Here is a 17,195-nt window from a genome sequence, read left to right as displayed (position 1 = left end):
AAATTACAAGACTTGGAAAACGTGTAAATCAAATGGCTTTTAAATTACAAGACTGCAGAAACGTGTAAATCAAATGGCTTTTAAATTACAAGACTGCAGAAACGTGTAAATGAAATGGCTTTTAATTTACTAGACTTGGAAAACGTGTAAACCATAGGGCTTTTAGATTACAAGACTACAAAAACGTGTAAACCAAATGGGTCTAAATTTACAAGACTTAAGAAACGTGTAAATCAAACCCGCCGTAACAGCTCTAAACAATACTAAACCCGACACCGCGTCGTAAACGAGCGCCGACACCACGTTTAAGTACTCCGACGCCAGCCCTAGCACCGCGTCGTAAACGAGCACCGACACCACGTAAACATACACCGACGCCATCACTACGTCTACGTACACCAGCACTATCCGTATTACACAAACCGCCAACCACATACAAAGGAGGGGTTACCATCACACTACTACCGGCAAGCTTATTTATGTTCGCACTCGCTAATCTTTTCAAAGAATTACCGCCGACGAAACCGAATCGATGGGTAGGGTACCGAACCCCGAAAGCACTCAAATCAACTAAAAACTTTATCCGCGCGCAAAAACTATCGGCGCACTTCAGCCTAAGGGTTTTCAAACGACTCAGTATATGCGCGGTTCCCATATTTGTTTTCGACATATGCGCGCTCATCTACTTCTCAGACAACGTACTGATTACAAGCGTCATCATTCAATCCGTACTCATTTTCGCAAGCATCGGTTGGATCATCTATCTCGTCGAGAAATACATTTAACTTAAAGGAGCAGTAAAGATGAAAGAAATTGTGATTTTATCCGTAAGTGACATTCATGGATACATCTTCCCAACAAATTATCAACATAAAGGCCAAGAACTATCGAAAGGGCTTTTAAAGATTCAGACACTCATTGAAAAGGAACGCCAAGCCAACACTAATACCCTGCTCATTGAGAACGGGGATTTCATCCAAGGTTCGCCGTTCTGTTTCTATTTAAATAGTGAGCTGCAATCGAGCGAAATGTTAACGAAGGTCTATAATCAGATAGGATTTGACGTTGGTGTCATCGGTAATCATGAGTTTAATTTCGGCTTACCGTACCTGCATGACACGCTCGACCGCCTGAATTACCCGGTGTTGTCTGCCAATATCACGACTGATGGCAAACCGTTCACTGGTCACGACGTCGTCTACAAGGAAATCGATGGCGTTACAGTTGCCATAATCGGCGTTACAACGCCTTATATTCCGAACTGGGAGAAACCTGAAATCATTGCTGGACTTGAATTTGAAACCACAGTTTCTTATTTAAAAGCCCATATCCAATCTGTTCGCGACAAAGCAGATATCGTCGTAGTGAGCTACCACGGCGGGTTTGAACGTGATCTCGAAACAGGAAACGAAACGGAACAACAAACAGGTGAGAACGAGGGCTATCAAATATTACAAGAAGTAGACGGCATTGACGTATTAATTACAGGTCACCAACACCGTGAAATCGCTACGGTCAAAGAGGGCGTAAGTATCGTTCAGCCTGGTTCAAAGGGCGACTTCCTAGGTAAGATCGTACTTCAATATGACGCACAACAACATACCATTAAGCATCAAACGACTGATCTCATTCCAGTTACCGAAGAGACGGTTTCACAAGAAGCGCCTCAAGCAGTTCGTGACACGCAAGATAAACTTGAAGCATGGCTAGACGCACCTTTAGTTCATTTAAACGAAGACATGCTTGTTAAAGACGATTTCAAGGCGCGTATCAAGCCGCATCCGATCGTAAATCTTCTCAACCACGCGCAGATGTCCCTTGCAGGCGTAGATATTTCTTGCACGCCGCTGTTTCCGAGCGCACGTGGTTTTTCAAAGACGGTAACGATGCGAGATATTATTGATAACTATCCGTTCCCGAACACGTTCAACGTTCTTGAAGTGACTGGTGCCGAGTTAAAGGCAGCACTTGAGAAGACGGCGACATATTTCGATGTCGAAGATGGCGACATTACGGTCAATCAAGCATTTCTTGAACCGAAACCGCAACATTTCAATTACGATATGTATTCCGGTATCGACTATACGATTCACGCGTCGAATGAAGCGGGTGCTCGCGTTCACGACGTCACGTTCAAAGGGGAACCGGTTACGGACGCTCAAACGTATCAAGTCGTGATGAATAACTACCGCGCTGTCGGTGGTGGGGATTACGCGATGTTTGACGAAAGTAAAATCGTCAAGGACATTCCCGTTGAGGGCGCAGAAATGTTGATTCAATACCTGAAACATCAGGGCTCTAACGACATCCCTAACTTGACGACATTCAAAGTCACGCTTTAAACGCATGGTGCCATAGCCGCGAATCCATTCACGATCGCCACAACCATATTTTATCTTCCCACCCATTCAGGAAAATGGGGGCTCAAAACCGCCCCCAAAAATTCATACTCAAAAAGACTTGCTAGGCGTCAATCACACGTCCTAACAAGTCTTTTTACTGTTTTAATTCAATTTATTGAACATTAATTTGTTTCGTTGTAACAGTTTTACTACCTTGCTTTAAGCGAATATTCGCTTCGCCAGTAGCTCCGTCCTTCACTTTAACTGTGTACTTAAGGACCGCATTACCGTTCTCATCAGTTGTAACTGAAGTTGGCGTACTATAACCGTAACTATCTGCTGTTTCGCCATCTTTTGCAATTCGACCAATTTGTTCGCCACCAGCTTTATACATACCAACTTTAAGGTCGCTCACTTTTTGATTCGCAGGATAACCTGATAATTTCACTGTGAACGTTTCAGTATCGCCAGCTGTGAATTGACTAGGTAAGTCGAATGTTGCGTTACCATTTGTTTCAGGCGTATCATTTGGGTCGTCACTCGGACTTTCAGGGTCCTCAGTTGGCGCTTCGCCACTTCCATAACTACCTGGCTTGAACGTAGATGGGTCATACCATTTATAACCATCTTTAGGTTCGCTCCAAGGTTCTTTTTGAGGTTCTGTACTATTCTCAGGCGTTTCGAAATCAAGTAGCGGTGTCTTCTCATCTAATTCGATGCCTTTTTCTTTAAATGATGTGTACGCTTCTTTCTTACCTAACCAAGTCGTTAAGTTTTTAAGTAATTGACCATTATCTTCTTCTTTAAAGCCGTCATACGTACGTTTCGATTCACCGCTATCTTCACGTTTGTACTTAGGAGAACTATCTTCAACCATTGAAGAGTCGCCGATAAACGCCGCTTTACCTTTGCCGACTTTTGATACCGCTACATAAGCGCCTTCTTTCTTACCGCCGCCATTGTAAACACCTTGGTCAACGGCATGAGACCATTTATCAGATTCTGTTAAATTATCCGGCATATATACGATACCTTTAGCAATTTCAGGATTTGTAATTGCTACTGTTGAACCTGCATGCATCGAAACACTATTGACGTTGTCGCCAATGTTTAGGCCATTTTCACCTTGAACAATATTCGTAGCCTTAAGATTGTTTAAGGCATTATAACGAAAACGAACCCCAAAGTTCTCTGATAACCAATCTGAATTCGTTACACCTTTCATTTCATCTGAATTCTTTTCAGCTTCAGACATGTCTTTCGTAATATCGTTATAAGCACCACGGCGGTAACCGTTCATAATTTCAGATGAATCAATACGGTTTAAATTACGGTCCGCATTATAGTGATCTGAGATAAACACGACACTGCCACCGTTTTTAGTGAAATTTAAGATGGCTTCTTGTTCACAATCTTTAATCGGAATATTCGCTTCTGGAATGACAAGAATCGAAGCATCCTTTAAGCTTTCTTCAGAAATCGTATTATCTTTACGTAACTCTTTGACTTGATAACCTTGGTCAGCAATAGATTGGCCATAATCAGAAAAAGCCCCGTCGATAACCCAATCCGCTGCACCAGCCGTTTGACCGTGCGTATTATCGACTAAAACAGTACCTTTACCAGTATCTTCACCTAATACAGGTGCATCTTCTGCTTGTGCAACATTAATAGAACTAAATGTAACAGCTGATAGTAAACCTAAAGTGGCTAATTTTTTTATGTATGACATTTACGACTCTCCTCCTTCATTTATCCCTTTATATCATAAAGGCTTTTCAAATGGTTTTAAATCATGCGTAGGCAAACTAAATAATTCTTAAAAGAGCGCCATCAGAAATTTACAATCTTCAAAAAAGCTTTAATCATTTTACAAAATTTAAATAATTTATATAATAAAGCTATGGTACTCTTGGTTTGACACTATTTAAATTGGAGGATGAAATATGGAGTCGTATAAGTTTTTATCAAAAGTGTTTGCGCTCATTTTAACGACAGCTTTAGTACTTGCAGCATGTGGCAACAAATCTAGTCTTGATAAGAAATCAAGTGAAGGAGATAAAGAAGGTGGCGACTATAAACCTAAAGAATTAACAGTTCAATTCGTACCTTCTCAGAACGCTGATACTTTAGAAGCAAAAGCGAAACCACTTGAGAAATTATTATCTAAAGAATTAGATATTCCTGTAAAAGTTTCTGTTTCAACAAACTACAACACAATCGTTGAAGCAATGAAATCTAAGAAAGTTGACGTTGGTTTCTTACCACCAACTGCTTACACATTAGCAAAAGAACAAAAAGCCGCTGACTTATTACTTCAAGCACAACGTTTTGGTGTGAATGAAGAAGACGGTTCACCAACAAAAGACAAAGTTTCAAGTTACAAATCTCAAATCGTAGTTAAGAAAGATTCAAATATCAAATCTTTAAAAGACCTTAAAGGTAAAAAGATTGCGCTTCAAGACGTAACTTCAACTGCAGGTTACACATTCCCTGTAGCTGAGTTAATGAAAGAAGACATCAACCCAGCTAAAGACATGAAAGTAACAACTGTAAAAGGTCATGACCAAGCTATTATCGCTTTATTAAATGGCGATGTTGATGCAGCTGCTACTTTCCAAGATGCACGTAACACAGTTAAGAAAGATGAACCAAACGTATTTAAAGATACAAAAGTTATCCATACAACTGAAGACATTCCTAACGATACAATCTCAGTGCGTTCAGACATGGATAAAGAATGGAAAGACAAAATCTCTAAAGCTTTCAAAGATATCGCGAAAACTAAAGAAGGTCAAAAAATCATCAGTGAAGTTTACAGCCACGAAGGTTATGTAGACGGTAAAGATGAAAACTTCGATGTAGTTCGTGAATACAGCAAAAAAGTAAATAAATAAGCTTTTAAAGGGAGGGAGTGGGACGAAGGATCATGATCTTAAAGGATAACTTCGTATCCCACTTTGTCTTGATAACGCGTTCATGGCTTGATAGAGTCTATTTAACAACCGTTATCAATAGCATATTTAAAATTGGACGTGGGATCGCACTTTGTCTCACGTCCTTTTTCTATTTTAATTTGAAAGGTGAATGAAATGAGTCAAATTGAATTTAAAAATGTATCGAAAGTATACGATAACGGCCATAAAGGTTTGAATCAAATAAACTTAAATATCGAGAAAGGGGACTTCGCGGTTATCGTTGGTTTATCAGGTGCTGGTAAGTCGACTTTATTACGTTCAATCAACCGTCTCCACGATATTACTGAAGGCGAAATCTTCATCGAAGGTAAATCTATCACGAAAGCGTCAGGTAAATCTTTACTTGAAATGAGACGTAACATCGGTATGATCTTCCAACATTTTAACTTAGTTAAGCGCTCAAGCGTTATTCGTAACGTGCTCAGCGGACGCGTAGGTTATCACCCTACGTGGAAGATGGTGCTCGGATGGTTCCCGAAAGAAGATAAGCGTAAAGCACTTGAAGCGTTAGACCGTGTGAACATTTTGGAAAAGGCCTACCACCGTTCTGACGAATTGTCAGGTGGTCAACAACAACGTATTTCAATCGCACGTGCCTTATGCCAAGAATCATCTATTATATTAGCCGATGAACCAGTCGCGTCACTCGACCCACTTACAACAAAGCAAGTTATGGATGACTTAAAACAAATCAACGAGCAACTTGGTATTACAGTCATCATTAACTTACACTTTGTCGATCTAGCGCGACAATATGGTACACGTATCATTGGATTAAGAGCTGGAGAACTTGTATTTGACGGACCAGTTGAAGAAGCTACTGACGAGGCTTTTGCGCAAATTTACGGTCGTTCAATTAAAGCAGACGAAAAAATGGGGGTGGACTAAATGACATCTCGTGACGAACGCGTCGCTAAATATATGAAAACCACACCTCCGATTAAAAGATGGTTAAGTGTCGTTGTCGTTTTAGCCCTTGTAGTATGGAGTTTTATCTTCACAGGGTTTAGCGTCGGTGACTTATTATACGGTGTGCCTCAAATGGTGGCTTTAGTACAAGACATGTTCCCACCAAACTGGGGCTACTTTAGCGAAATATTCGAACCGATGATTGAAACGGTACGTATGGCAGTCGTAGGAACATTTATCGGGGCGATTCTATCAATACCGATTTCGCTACTTTGTGCGACAAATATCACGCAATCATCATTTATTTCAATTCCAGCACGATTTATTTTAAACATCGTGCGTACAATTCCAGATTTACTACTAGCTGCGATATTCGTAGCGATATTCGGTATCGGACAAATTCCTGGTATCTTAGCACTTATCATTTTAACAATTAGCGTCATTTCTAAATTAATGTATGAATCACTTGAAGGTATCGACAATGGTCCGTTAGAAGCCATGAAAGCAGTTGGCGCAAATAAAATTAAGTGGATCGCGTTTGGGGTTGTACCTCAAGCCATCGCATCTTATATGTCATACGTGCTTTACGCTTTCGAAATCAATATTCGTGCCGCTGCCGTACTCGGTTTAGTTGGTGCAGGTGGTATTGGTCTCTTCTATGATCATACGCTCGGCTTATTCCAATATCAAAAGACAATGACAATTATCTTATTTACACTCATTATCGTTGTAATTATTGATATCGTGAGTCAGAAAGTGAGGGAACGTTTAATATGATTAAAGATAATAAAACGACCACTTATCCTGAAAAGCCAAAAGCAAGTCTCTTCAAATGGATCTTTAGCTTAGTTGTATTTTTATTGTTAATTTGGGCTTTTACAAACATCCCGAGCTTTGAAATTAAAGAGAAATCACAAGCAATTATGATGTCTATCTTTGATGGACTTATTCATCCAGACACTGATTACATTTACATCCCTGAAGGCGAAGACTTACTGAGAGGCTTACTTGAAACCTTCGCCATCGCCGTAATCAGTACATTCTTATCAGCCATTTTCTGCATTCCTATTGCGTTCTTAGCCGCAAACAACATGGTTCGCGTGAAAGCAGTATCTGGTTTTAGTAAATTTATCTTAAGTATCGTGCGTGTGTTCCCTGAAATCGTGATGGCGATCATCTTCATTAAAGCAGTAGGGCCAGGTTCATTCTCAGGTGTGCTCGCACTCGGCATTCACTCGATCGGTATGATGGGTAAATTGTTCGCAGAAGACATCGAAAACTTAGATTTAAGCCCAACTGAGTCCTTAAAGGCTAGTGGTGCCAATAAGATTAAAACATTAATGTTCTCGGTCGTACCGCAAATCCTACCATCCTACTTATCGCTAGTCCTGTACCGCTTTGAATTAAACCTACGTTCAGCATCGATCTTAGGCTTAATCGGAGCTGGCGGTATCGGTACACCACTTATCTTCGCGTTACAAACACGTGAATGGAGCCGCGTAGGTATCATCTTAATTGGTCTTGTAATTATGGTCTTAATCGTCGATATTATCTCAGGTAAGATCCGTAAGAAACTCGTTTAATCCATTTTTGAAAAGGCCTTTAAAGCAGGCTACGCATTTGAATGAAGTGACTAAACATTTTTATTTAGAAGCAATTGAATATAGAAAAAGAGGTTGGATCCTTATTATAAATTCCTTATACAGCATGCTTTCCTGTAAAGTACAACTCGAATTTTAATTCGCTAGTTGTACTTACAAAGAAGCTAATGCTTCTTTGTACCACGCTTAAGCCCCGGCTTACATATAAAGCTCAACCCGAATTTTCAATTCGATGGTTGAACTTACAAAGAAGTTTTTAGCTTCTTTGTTCATTAAACTGTGCCGGGGCCTCACCCCTAGGAGTCAGCTGTTTTAAGGAATTATCATAAATAAAGCTAACGTGCTTTATTTTACTTTCAAAAGGATCCAACCTCTTTAATTGTTATTTAGCGTCCATAATAGATTCTTTGGCATGTATGAGATGTGTGATAAACGTGTTACACGGTGCAGGAATACCGTGACGACGTGCAATATTCGCTACTTCACCATTGATATAATCAATTTCAGTTAGTCGGTTCTTAACGACTAAATCTTGATGCTTAGATGGATAATGAGGACCAACTTTCTCCATCACATCATGTAGATAAGCGACCATTTCTGGGACGTCTAGCGAAACATTATCAATCTCAGCCACGTCGCTAATTTCATGAATAATTTGCTCTAACAGGTCATCCATGTGGTTGGCCTTTTTAAGTGTCATTAAATTAGCATCGAGTAGCGTGCCTAACGTATTTACAGTTGCGTTGATACAAATTTTCTTCCATATCGACGCATGAATATTTGTTTGCAGAAGCGGATTTAAGTTCGAACGCTGCAATATCGTTTCAATAGCCTTTGCATGTGTTTCAGCGCCGTCTACGATAGCGCCAATTTCGACAGGGCCTTGTCCTAAGAACACCGTTTCACCGGGGGCTTTAATGCTTGCAGTCCATGTCGTTACACCTCTTAAGATGCGTGTGTCATCTACATAATTCGACATCACACGTTCATGGTTTAAGCCGTTCATTGTGCTTACAAGTACGGTTTGGTCATGAATTAAATGTTTCACTTTCTCCAACATTTCCTCTAAGTACATCGATTTCGTGAAGAAGAAGATGACATCGAAGGGTTTAACGTCTTTCAATTGGTCATAGTGATGTACCGGTATCTCCACTTGAAAAGGCACATCGTTCATTTCAACATTCAAGCCATGTCTTTTAATCGCATTAACGTGTTCTTGCCACCCGTCGATTAACGTTACATCATACCCATTCTTGAACATATTTGCGCCAAAGCCTGAACCCAGCGCACCTGAACCAGCTATCGCAATTCTCATATAAATTCCTCCCAATTTGATTGTTTTAAATGTAAATTGCACATAGTTTGCTATTAATTTCAATTTTAGAAAAGTTGAGCACAAAAGTAAACGTATTTACAGAAAATTCAGAATACCCCTCTTCGCTATAAAATAATTTTGAAATTTTATAACTTTTCATGAAGGGTCGTTGTATAATGAAATTAAATGCGGCGAGTAAGGAGTGGAATGTATGTTTATCGTTAAAGACTTTAAGGGCTTTTCAACATATGAAAAGTGGTTTTTCGGGGTGTTTATTTGTCTACAATGTTTGATTTTCTTCTTTCCATTATTTGTAGGTGAGGAAAAGCGTATTTCATTAGATGGATGGTTAAACTTAATCGTGAGTGTTTCGGGCGTAATTACTGTCTTCATGGCAGCAAAAGGGCGTCTGTCCACGTTCTTCTTTGGACTTATCCAAGTGAGTACATATGGTTACTTGAGCTTTAAACAACACTTCATGGGAGAAGTAGGCATGCAGATTGTCTTCGGTATCTTCCAATTTATAGGAATCTATTTTTGGATTAAGAACATGTCACACGATCCAAATGCTGAAGATACTAAAGTTAAAGAAGTAGATTCGAGAGGTTTAAATGTTAAAACGTGGGCACTCACAATAATCGGTACTGGCGTTGTGTACGCGTTACTTGTTGTATTGTTACAGAATTTATCAGGTGCCTTTTACGCAGAGCACGCGTACGTAGACGGTGCATCAACAGCACTCTCAATAGTAGGTCAAATCTTGATGACGCTTCGTTACAAAGAACAATGGCTATTCTGGATCTTCGTCAATATCATCTCTATCATCTTATGGTGGCAAGCGCTCAGCGACAGCCTGAATACTGGAGACGTTTCGCTCGGTTCAGTATCAATGATTGTGATGTGGCTTGCGTTCTTAATCAATAGTATTTATGGTTACATCCAATGGCACCGCAACGAAAAGCGACAAATCGCTTAAAAATAAACTCCGTAGTTATCTCTGTAGTGAAATAACTATGGAGTTTTTCTATAGAAATTTATAACTTTGATTGAATTTGAATGAAAATGAAAGAAAATGATTGAATTATGTAAGCGTATACATTAAACTTAAATTGAAGTGAGGTAATAAACATGTTATCTGAGAAAAGATATGAATTGATTGTACAGGAACTAAATAAAAGCGAAATAGTATCATTACAATCCTTAGTTAAAAGTGTTGGCGTTAGCGAATCGACTATACGAAGAGATCTCTCACAACTGCAACAACAAGGCGTGCTTAAACGAGTCCACGGCGGGGCTATGCTTACTAAACCTAAACGCCCTGAATTATCTATGTTTGATAAAAAAACGCTTAATACAGATGAGAAAACTGAAATAGGAAAATTAGCTGCTGAACAAATACAAGATGGGGACTTTATATTTATTGATGCTGGTACGACTACATATGAAATGATTTCATGTATAAATGCCAAGGATGTAGTAGTAGTAACCAATGGAGTTACGCATGTAGAAGCCTTAACCCAAAAAGGCATTAAAACGTTTTTGCTAGGTGGCGAGGTAAAACACACAACGCTCGCTACTATAGGTGATCGAGCGGTTGATACATTACGTAAGTATCGATTTAGCAAGGTTTTTCTAGGGATGAACGGTTTTGATTACGACAATGGTTTTACCACTCCTGATGACAAAGAAGCGCTTATTAAAAGCACTGCAATAGAACTTGGATTCCAACACTATATTCTAGTAGATCATTCTAAATATAATGATGTACATTTTGCTCATGTAAATTTAAAGTCAAATTCATATGTGATTACTTCTAAAAAAGCACAAAAGTTACCTAACTTTAGCCACTATAATCAAAAATATAAATTTGTAGGAGTAGAGTGATGATATATACAATAACTTTCAATCCGTCTGTAGATTACGTTATGGAGACGTCTGATTTTAAGGAAGGCAGTCTAAATCGATCCCAAAATACTTATAAATTTGCTGGGGGCAAGGGCATAAATGTTTCTCGCATACTTAATAGCTTAGGAGTGAAATCCGTTGCTTATGGGTTTATTGGCGGTTTTACTGGGAGTTTTATTAAAAAAGTTCTAAAAGAAGAAGGAATCTCCACTAATTTTGTAGAACTTGAACAAGATTCACGTATAAACGTTAAATTAAAAGGAATTAAGGAAACTGAAATAAATGCTTCTGGCCCATTTGTATCAAATGAAGACTTTAAAGCGCTTTGTGATGAAATAAATCAAATTAATAAGGGAGACATCGTTATAGTTTCAGGTAGCGTGCCGCCTTCACTATCAAAGAATGTTTATTCAGATATCGCTAAAATCGTTAAAAACAAATGCGCAAATTTAGTCGTCGATGCTGAAAAAGACCTTTTATTATCTACATTAGAATATCAACCATTATTGATTAAACCTAACTTAAATGAACTAGAAGAAATTTTTAATACTTCCATCAGTACTGAAGAAGAGGTGATTAAGTACGGGCGTAAACTTATTGAAAAAGGAGCACGTTCAATTATTGTATCGCTTGGTGCAGATGGTGCTATTTACCTAGATAACGATTATATATTAAAAGCTACAGTACCTAAAGGTAGTGTAGTTAATACTATTGGTGCTGGAGATAGTACCGTAGCAGGTATGATAGCTGGTATAGCTAATAAAAAAGGTATTAAAACGTCATTTAAATTAGCTATTGCATCAGGAAGTGCGACTGCTTTTAGCAAGGATTTAGCCACTGGAACAAAAATAGAATCGCTTATAAATGATATTAATATAAATTTTTTAGACTAAGGAGTGACTACCAATGAAAATTACAGACTTACTAACTAAAGACACCGTGTCGCTTAATGTAGATTGTGTTGACAAAGATGGTGTAATAACATACCTAGTGAACCAGCTTAAAGAGGCCAATAAAATATCTGATGTTGAAAAGTTTAAACAAGCGATACTTAAACGTGAGCAACAAAGTACTACTGGTGTAGGAGATGGAATTGCGATACCACATGCCAAAGTGGACGTCGTAGAAAAACCGTCTATATCCTTTTGCAAAAGTGAAAAAGGTATTGATTTTGATAGTTTAGATGGTCAACCTGCTCATTTGTTTTTCATGATAGCAGCACCTGAAAATGGTGCCCAAACGCATTTAGATGCTTTAGCAAAATTATCAGGATTGTTAATGAAAGACAATGTTAAACAAGCTTTATTGTCTGCGACTAGCAAAGACGAAGTCATCGAGATTTTTCGAAGAGAAGAAAGCGATAATAATGTAGTATCAGAATCTCAAAGTGATTCTAAACAAGAAAAGCCGTTTATTGTGGCCGTTACAGCTTGTCCAACAGGAATTGCTCATACATATATGGCCAAGGATGCTTTATTACAAGAAGCTGAAAAGATGAATGTAGATTTAAAAGTTGAAACGAATGGCTCGAGTGGCGTTAAAAACAAATTAACGAACGAGGATATTGATAAGGCTTTAGGCGTTATCGTAGCGGCGGATGTTAAAGTTGATATTGAACGATTCGATGGTAAAAATTTAGTTGAGGTACCTGTCTCAGATGGGATCAAGAGGCCACATGAACTTATAGAAATAGCCCAGGATCAAAATCGTCAACCATATAAAGCTAAGCAAAATCAATCAAGTTCTTCAAAATATAACGATGAGAAGTTAGGCATAGGTAAGACAATTTACAAGCACCTCATGAACGGTGTTTCTAACATGTTACCACTCGTAATAGCTGGTGGTATTTTAATGGCTATCGTTTTCATGTTTGGTGAAAATGCTTTTGATCCTAAACATAGTCAGTATAATGCTTTCGCTGCTAATTTATGGGAAATTGGTAAAAATAGTGCTTTTCAACTAATAATTCCAATATTAGCTGGTTTTATTGCTCGTAGTATAGCAGATAAACCTGGCTTTGCAGCAGGATTAGTTGGTGGTATGTTAGCTACTAGTGGTGGCTCAGGGTTTATCGGGGCTATATTAGCTGGTTTTTTAGCTGGTTACTTAACTCAAGGTATAAAGAAATTATGTCGCAACCTACCTCACATGCTTGAAGGATTAAAACCTACATTAATTTATCCACTTTTAACGGTAACAATTACAGGGTTATTAATGATTTATGCAATTAACCCACCTGCGGCTTGGTTAAATGATCAACTCCAAGGGTTATTAAATGGGTTAGCTGGTGCTAATATTATTATTTTAGGAATCGTACTCGGTGCTATGATGGCAATTGATATGGGTGGACCATTTAATAAAGCAGCGTATGTATTCTCGATAGCTGCATTAGAAAGTGGTAATGCTGCTCCTATCACAGCGGCAATGGTCGGTGGTATGGTGCCACCTATTGCACTTGCAACTTCAATGTTACTATTCAAAGGTAAATATACTAAAGCTCAAAGAGGATCAATAATACCTAACTATGTCATGGGGCTCTCTTTTATCACAGAAGGTGCAATACCTTTTGCTGCTGCAGATCCATTGCGCGTCATACCATCTATGATGGTAGGTTCAGGGGTCGCTGGTGGTATTGCTTTAGGATTAGGTTCAAATATTGCGGCTCCACATGGTGGTATCTTTGTTATATTTGGAACGGATTTTTCTCATGCGTTTCAAACCCTATTAGCAATCGTAATTGGTTCGCTTGTAGGAGCAATTATTTATGGCATCTTAAAGCCAAAGCTAACTAGCTTAGAAATAAATTCATCAAAAAATATGGATAATTAATATATGTTTTTCACTGTCGAATGTATACATAGGTCTTCGGCAGTGTTTTTTTATTTTTAATTTTGAGATATTGAGCATCCCATAACCTTAATTTGAACGAGTTTTATAAAATGAAGTTATAGGATTATAAAATTGGGTATAAACTCAAGAGTCATCTGAGAAATTCTCAAAATGATTGTTTAGGTAAAACGAAAATGATAATATAAAATGTAACTAACTATTTTTTGTCTGGAGGTGTCGCCATGGGAAGGATTTAGGCACTAAGCACTATTTAAAAACGAATGATTTATTAAACGCGTCTGCCAAATTCGACTTTGGCGGCATTATTATTGTTGGAGGTGAAACCCTAGAAATAGGGAACTAATTGGAAATTACGACCATAATCAACTTAATAGTATTTTTCTTATTAATCGCATTAACTACAGTCTTCGTTGGTTCTGAATTCGCTTTGGTAAAAGTAAGAGAATCACGTATTGATCAACTTGTGTCAGAAGGTAACAGAAGTGCTTTTGTTGTTAAGAAAATGGTTAGAGATTTAGACTATTATTTATCAGCTTGTCAGCTAGGTATTACTGTAACGTCACTTGGTTTAGGTTGGCTAGGTGAACCTGTTTTTGAAAAGATTTTACATCCTCTTTTCGAATTTTTACATGTTCCACAAGCGATTATAACAACATTATCACTAGTTGTTGCTTTTATAATTGTGACATATTTGCACGTGGTTTTAGGGGAACTTGCACCTAAGTCATTCGCGATTCAGTATACTGAACGTATCGCATTATTATATTCAAGACCGTTGTATTACTTTGGCGTTTTAATGAAACCGCTAATTTGGTTAATGAATGGTTCAGCACGACAAATTATTCGTCTCTTTGGTGCAGATCCAAACGCTGGTGATGATGCGATGTCTGAAGAAGAAATCAAAATTATTATGAAACAAAGTTACCGTGGCGGAGAAATTAACCAAGCAGAGCTTGCTTATATGGAGAATATCTTCTCATTCGATGAGCGTCACGCAAAAGATATTATGGTACCAAGAACACAAGTAGTCGCATTAAATGAACCTTTTAATGTAGATGAATTACTTGAGACTGTTAATGAACACCATTTTACGCGTTACCCAATTACGGAAGATGGTGACAAAGACCATATCAAAGGTTTTATTAACGTTAAAGAGTTCTTAACAGATTATGCTTCTGGTGAGAAATTAAATATTTCAGATTACATTCATGACTTACCGACTATTTCTGAGACGACAATGATTCGTGAAGCACTTGTTAGAATGCAACGTGAACATGTCCATATCAGTTTAATCATTGATGAGTATGGCGGTACTGCTGGTATTTTAACAATGGAAGATATCTTAGAAGAAATTGTCGGTGAAATTCGAGATGAATTTGATAGTGATGAAGTGAACGACATCGTCCAATTAAATGATAAAACATATCAGATTAATGGACGTGTATTATTAGATGATTTAGAAGAGAAATTCGATATCGAATTTGATGATTCTGAAGATATAGATACGATTGGTGGTTGGCTTCAAGCACACAATACCGATTTACAACAAGACGACTTTGTCGATACGTACTTCGACCGTTGGATTGTTTCAGAAATCGAAAATCACACGATTCTTAACGTCATCTTAAGGTTCGAACAACATCACGAGCGTAAGTCCGTTGATGATGAATTGGAAGACGAGCAAGAGGAAACTAAAGAAGAAAAATAATATCGCTTAGAGCTAGGGTTAAGTCGCTATATCGACTATCACCTAGCTTTTTTTAATGAGTGTGATGAGAAACTTGTTACTTCGGCAACGATAAAGTTCATAGTTTACAATATTTGAAAGCCCTTCATTACAGTTTTATAATATAAAGTGATGTTAGAGAAGTTAAGAAAGGGGCGAGAATCGATGAACGATTCGATTCATATACTAAATAACGGTAAACACATTCCTAAAGTTGGTTTAGGTGTCTATAAAATTACTGAAGAAGATATGTATGATTCAATTAAGAGTGCTTTAGAAGCTGGTTATCGTCTATTCGACACGGCTTTTATGTATGATAACGAGAAAGAACTTGGTCAAGCGCTTAAAGATTTAGGTGTTCAACGTGATGAGGTGTTCATCACAACTAAGATTTGGAATGATTATCAAGGTTACGATAGCACGCTAACATATTTCAACAAATCATTAGACAATCTTGGTATGGATTACGTTGATCTCATCTTAGTTCATTGGCCTTGTGAAAAGAACGGTAAGTACATTGAAACTTATAAAGCCTTAGAACATCTTTGTGGTGAAGGAAAAGCCAAATCAATTGGTGTAGCTAACTTTAAGCCACATCATTTAGATAAGCTAATTGAACAAACTGAAATTATTCCGCAAGTTAACCAAATCGAATGTCATCCATACTTCAATCAACAAGAAACACAAGACTACTGTGATCAAAACGATATCGCAGTACAAGCTTGGATGCCAATCATGCGAAACAGAGGTTTATTAGACGATGAGGTCATCGTTGAACTTGCTGAAAAATATGGTAAAACGCCAGCTCAAGTCGTTCTACGTTGGCATATTGAACACGGACGTCTTGTTATTCCAAAGTCTAAGACGAAAGAACGTATCGAAGAAAACATCAACATTTTTAACTTCTCATTAGAAGAAGCGGACATCGAACGTATTGATAATTTAAATAAAGATATCCGCCAAGGAAAAGACCCAGATAAAATTAGTATTGGCGATTTAAAATAAGATTTTACGTTAAGGATAAAAGTTCTATGAGTCAGGACTTTTATCCTTTTTTAGTTATTTTGATTGCTTTGTGGTACAGGCGGTTAAGCTTTTTAAATGGATCATCATGAGGTGTTTTATGTCTAGGGCTTTTCAAAAAAGAAATGGAAGTTTACTGGAAGATTACAAATCTGTAAAAGAAATAGGTTTGTTTGGAAATTCCGCTTTGTAATTGTTAATCTATAAATAATTATCATAAAAATAGGGAAATTAATAAGGCTCAAACTCATACTTATGCAATTTACATATAAATATAAAATTATTTTGTGACGTCATGATAGGGCATTATTTCAACGTTTTAGAAGGAGAATGAAGGTGTAGACATGAAGGTTAGAATTATTATGCCTTGTTATAATGAGAAAGAAACATTTTTACAAACATACTCACGTTTAAGTGAAGTTTTGGCACAAGATAGCCAAACGCAAAATTATGAATATGATTTATTATTCGTTGATGATGGTAGTCACGATGAGACGATTGCGCTGATTCAAAAGGAAGCAGCGATGGATGAACATGTGAAGTTTA

The 17,195-nt window shown here is 37.8% G+C and carries 16 protein-coding genes; 13 read left to right on the top strand and 3 right to left on the bottom strand.

Features of this window, described 5'->3' with window-relative positions:
• Positions 1 to 253 precede the first annotated feature (253 nt).
• Positions 254 to 505: a hypothetical protein gene (locus A33S_RS0106100; protein ID WP_009383141.1), complete on the bottom strand. Its 252-nt coding sequence runs from the start codon at positions 503 to 505 to the stop codon at positions 254 to 256.
• Between A33S_RS0106100 and A33S_RS12620 the strand changes: the two genes are divergently transcribed.
• Both A33S_RS12620 and A33S_RS0106095 read left to right on the top strand, forming a co-directional pair.
• Entirely contained in the window at positions 480 to 785 is a 306-nt protein-coding gene (locus tag A33S_RS12620; protein ID WP_081502234.1) for an SdpI family protein, read from the top strand. The two genes, A33S_RS0106100 and A33S_RS12620, sit on opposite strands and share 26 nt — an antisense overlap.
• Positions 786 to 803: 18 nt before the next feature.
• Positions 804 to 2,342, top strand: a complete 1,539-nt coding sequence (locus tag A33S_RS0106095) for a bifunctional metallophosphatase/5'-nucleotidase (RefSeq protein WP_009383140.1) — start codon at positions 804 to 806, stop codon at positions 2,340 to 2,342.
• A gap of 172 nt (positions 2,343 to 2,514) precedes the next feature.
• On the opposite strand, the gene A33S_RS0106090 is transcribed toward A33S_RS0106095, so the two are convergent.
• Entirely contained in the window at positions 2,515 to 4,074 is a 1,560-nt protein-coding gene (locus A33S_RS0106090; RefSeq protein WP_009383139.1) for a hypothetical protein, read from the bottom strand.
• 214 nt (positions 4,075 to 4,288) lie between these two features.
• Between A33S_RS0106090 and A33S_RS0106085 the strand changes: the two genes are divergently transcribed.
• From A33S_RS0106085 to phnE (A33S_RS0106070), 4 genes are all read left to right on the top strand, one after another.
• Complete coding sequence (locus A33S_RS0106085; RefSeq protein WP_009383137.1) at positions 4,289 to 5,239, top strand: phosphate/phosphite/phosphonate ABC transporter substrate-binding protein; 951 nt, start codon at positions 4,289 to 4,291, stop codon at positions 5,237 to 5,239.
• Between the two features lie 195 nt (positions 5,240 to 5,434).
• Positions 5,435 to 6,208 (top strand): phosphonate ABC transporter ATP-binding protein, encoded by a 774-nt coding sequence (phnC, locus tag A33S_RS0106080; RefSeq protein ID WP_009383136.1) that lies wholly within the window; start codon positions 5,435 to 5,437, stop codon positions 6,206 to 6,208.
• A gap of 33 nt (positions 6,209 to 6,241) precedes the next feature.
• Complete coding sequence (phnE, locus tag A33S_RS0106075) at positions 6,242 to 7,006, top strand: phosphonate ABC transporter, permease protein PhnE (protein ID WP_235044500.1); 765 nt, start codon at positions 6,242 to 6,244, stop codon at positions 7,004 to 7,006.
• Entirely contained in the window at positions 7,003 to 7,812 is an 810-nt protein-coding gene (gene phnE, locus A33S_RS0106070; RefSeq protein WP_009383134.1) for a phosphonate ABC transporter, permease protein PhnE, read from the top strand. Before phnE (A33S_RS0106075) ends, phnE (A33S_RS0106070) begins: the two co-directional genes overlap by 4 nt.
• Positions 7,813 to 8,212: 400 nt before the next feature.
• Here phnE (A33S_RS0106070) and A33S_RS0106065 read toward each other — a convergent pair whose 3' ends face one another.
• Entirely contained in the window at positions 8,213 to 9,145 is a 933-nt protein-coding gene (locus A33S_RS0106065) for a 2-dehydropantoate 2-reductase (RefSeq protein WP_017176644.1), read from the bottom strand.
• 211 nt (positions 9,146 to 9,356) lie between these two features.
• On the opposite strand from A33S_RS0106065, the gene pnuC reads away from it, so the two are divergent.
• The 7 genes from pnuC to A33S_RS11655 form a co-directional block, all read left to right on the top strand.
• Positions 9,357 to 10,121: a nicotinamide riboside transporter PnuC gene (pnuC, locus tag A33S_RS0106060; protein ID WP_009383132.1), complete on the top strand. Its 765-nt coding sequence runs from the start codon at positions 9,357 to 9,359 to the stop codon at positions 10,119 to 10,121.
• A gap of 152 nt (positions 10,122 to 10,273) precedes the next feature.
• On the top strand, positions 10,274 to 11,029 hold the full coding sequence (locus A33S_RS0106055; RefSeq protein WP_009383131.1) for a DeoR/GlpR family DNA-binding transcription regulator: 756 nt from the start codon (positions 10,274 to 10,276) through the stop codon (positions 11,027 to 11,029).
• A complete protein-coding gene (pfkB, locus tag A33S_RS0106050; protein WP_009383130.1) occupies positions 11,029 to 11,943 on the top strand; it encodes a 1-phosphofructokinase in 915 nt (304 codons plus the stop codon). Before A33S_RS0106055 ends, pfkB begins: the two co-directional genes overlap by 1 nt.
• A 13-nt stretch (positions 11,944 to 11,956) precedes the next feature.
• On the top strand, positions 11,957 to 13,879 hold the full coding sequence (locus tag A33S_RS0106045; RefSeq protein WP_009383129.1) for a PTS fructose transporter subunit IIABC: 1,923 nt from the start codon (positions 11,957 to 11,959) through the stop codon (positions 13,877 to 13,879).
• Between the two features lie 364 nt (positions 13,880 to 14,243).
• A complete protein-coding gene (locus A33S_RS0106040) occupies positions 14,244 to 15,608 on the top strand; it encodes a hemolysin family protein (protein WP_009383128.1) in 1,365 nt (454 codons plus the stop codon).
• A gap of 183 nt (positions 15,609 to 15,791) precedes the next feature.
• On the top strand, positions 15,792 to 16,631 hold the full coding sequence (locus A33S_RS0106035; RefSeq protein ID WP_009383127.1) for an aldo/keto reductase: 840 nt from the start codon (positions 15,792 to 15,794) through the stop codon (positions 16,629 to 16,631).
• Between the two features lie 362 nt (positions 16,632 to 16,993).
• Positions 16,994 to 17,195: glycosyltransferase (locus A33S_RS11655; RefSeq protein ID WP_037556702.1), on the top strand; the 202-nt coding region annotated here is incomplete at its 3' end.

The organism is Staphylococcus massiliensis CCUG 55927 (genome assembly GCF_000298075.1).
In the GTDB taxonomy this organism is placed as follows: Bacteria; Bacillota; Bacilli; order Staphylococcales; family Staphylococcaceae; genus Staphylococcus; species Staphylococcus massiliensis.
The sequence above is the reverse complement of the archived record's forward strand: the minus strand, read 5'-3'. Positions and strand labels throughout refer to the sequence as shown.

What these genes read in the sequence shown, in the direction of transcription:
- A33S_RS12620 (WP_081502234.1), top strand. Translation starts at nt 480, where the DNA reads ATGTTCGCACTCGCTAATCTTTTCAAAGAATTACCGCCGACGAAACCG.
- A33S_RS0106095 (WP_009383140.1), top strand. Translation starts at nt 804, where the DNA reads ATGAAAGAAATTGTGATTTTATCCGTAAGTGACATTCATGGATACATC.
- A33S_RS0106090 (WP_009383139.1), bottom strand. Translation starts at nt 4,074, where the DNA reads ATGTCATACATAAAAAAATTAGCCACTTTAGGTTTACTATCAGCTGTT.
- A33S_RS0106085 (WP_009383137.1), top strand. Translation starts at nt 4,289, where the DNA reads ATGGAGTCGTATAAGTTTTTATCAAAAGTGTTTGCGCTCATTTTAACG.
- phnC (WP_009383136.1), top strand. Translation starts at nt 5,435, where the DNA reads ATGAGTCAAATTGAATTTAAAAATGTATCGAAAGTATACGATAACGGC.
- phnE (WP_235044500.1), top strand. Translation starts at nt 6,242, where the DNA reads ATGAAAACCACACCTCCGATTAAAAGATGGTTAAGTGTCGTTGTCGTT.
- phnE (WP_009383134.1), top strand. Translation starts at nt 7,003, where the DNA reads ATGATTAAAGATAATAAAACGACCACTTATCCTGAAAAGCCAAAAGCA.
- A33S_RS0106065 (WP_017176644.1), bottom strand. Translation starts at nt 9,145, where the DNA reads ATGAGAATTGCGATAGCTGGTTCAGGTGCGCTGGGTTCAGGCTTTGGC.
- pnuC (WP_009383132.1), top strand. Translation starts at nt 9,357, where the DNA reads ATGTTTATCGTTAAAGACTTTAAGGGCTTTTCAACATATGAAAAGTGG.
- A33S_RS0106055 (WP_009383131.1), top strand. Translation starts at nt 10,274, where the DNA reads ATGTTATCTGAGAAAAGATATGAATTGATTGTACAGGAACTAAATAAA.
- pfkB (WP_009383130.1), top strand. Translation starts at nt 11,029, where the DNA reads ATGATATATACAATAACTTTCAATCCGTCTGTAGATTACGTTATGGAG.
- A33S_RS0106045 (WP_009383129.1), top strand. Translation starts at nt 11,957, where the DNA reads ATGAAAATTACAGACTTACTAACTAAAGACACCGTGTCGCTTAATGTA.
- A33S_RS0106035 (WP_009383127.1), top strand. Translation starts at nt 15,792, where the DNA reads ATGAACGATTCGATTCATATACTAAATAACGGTAAACACATTCCTAAA.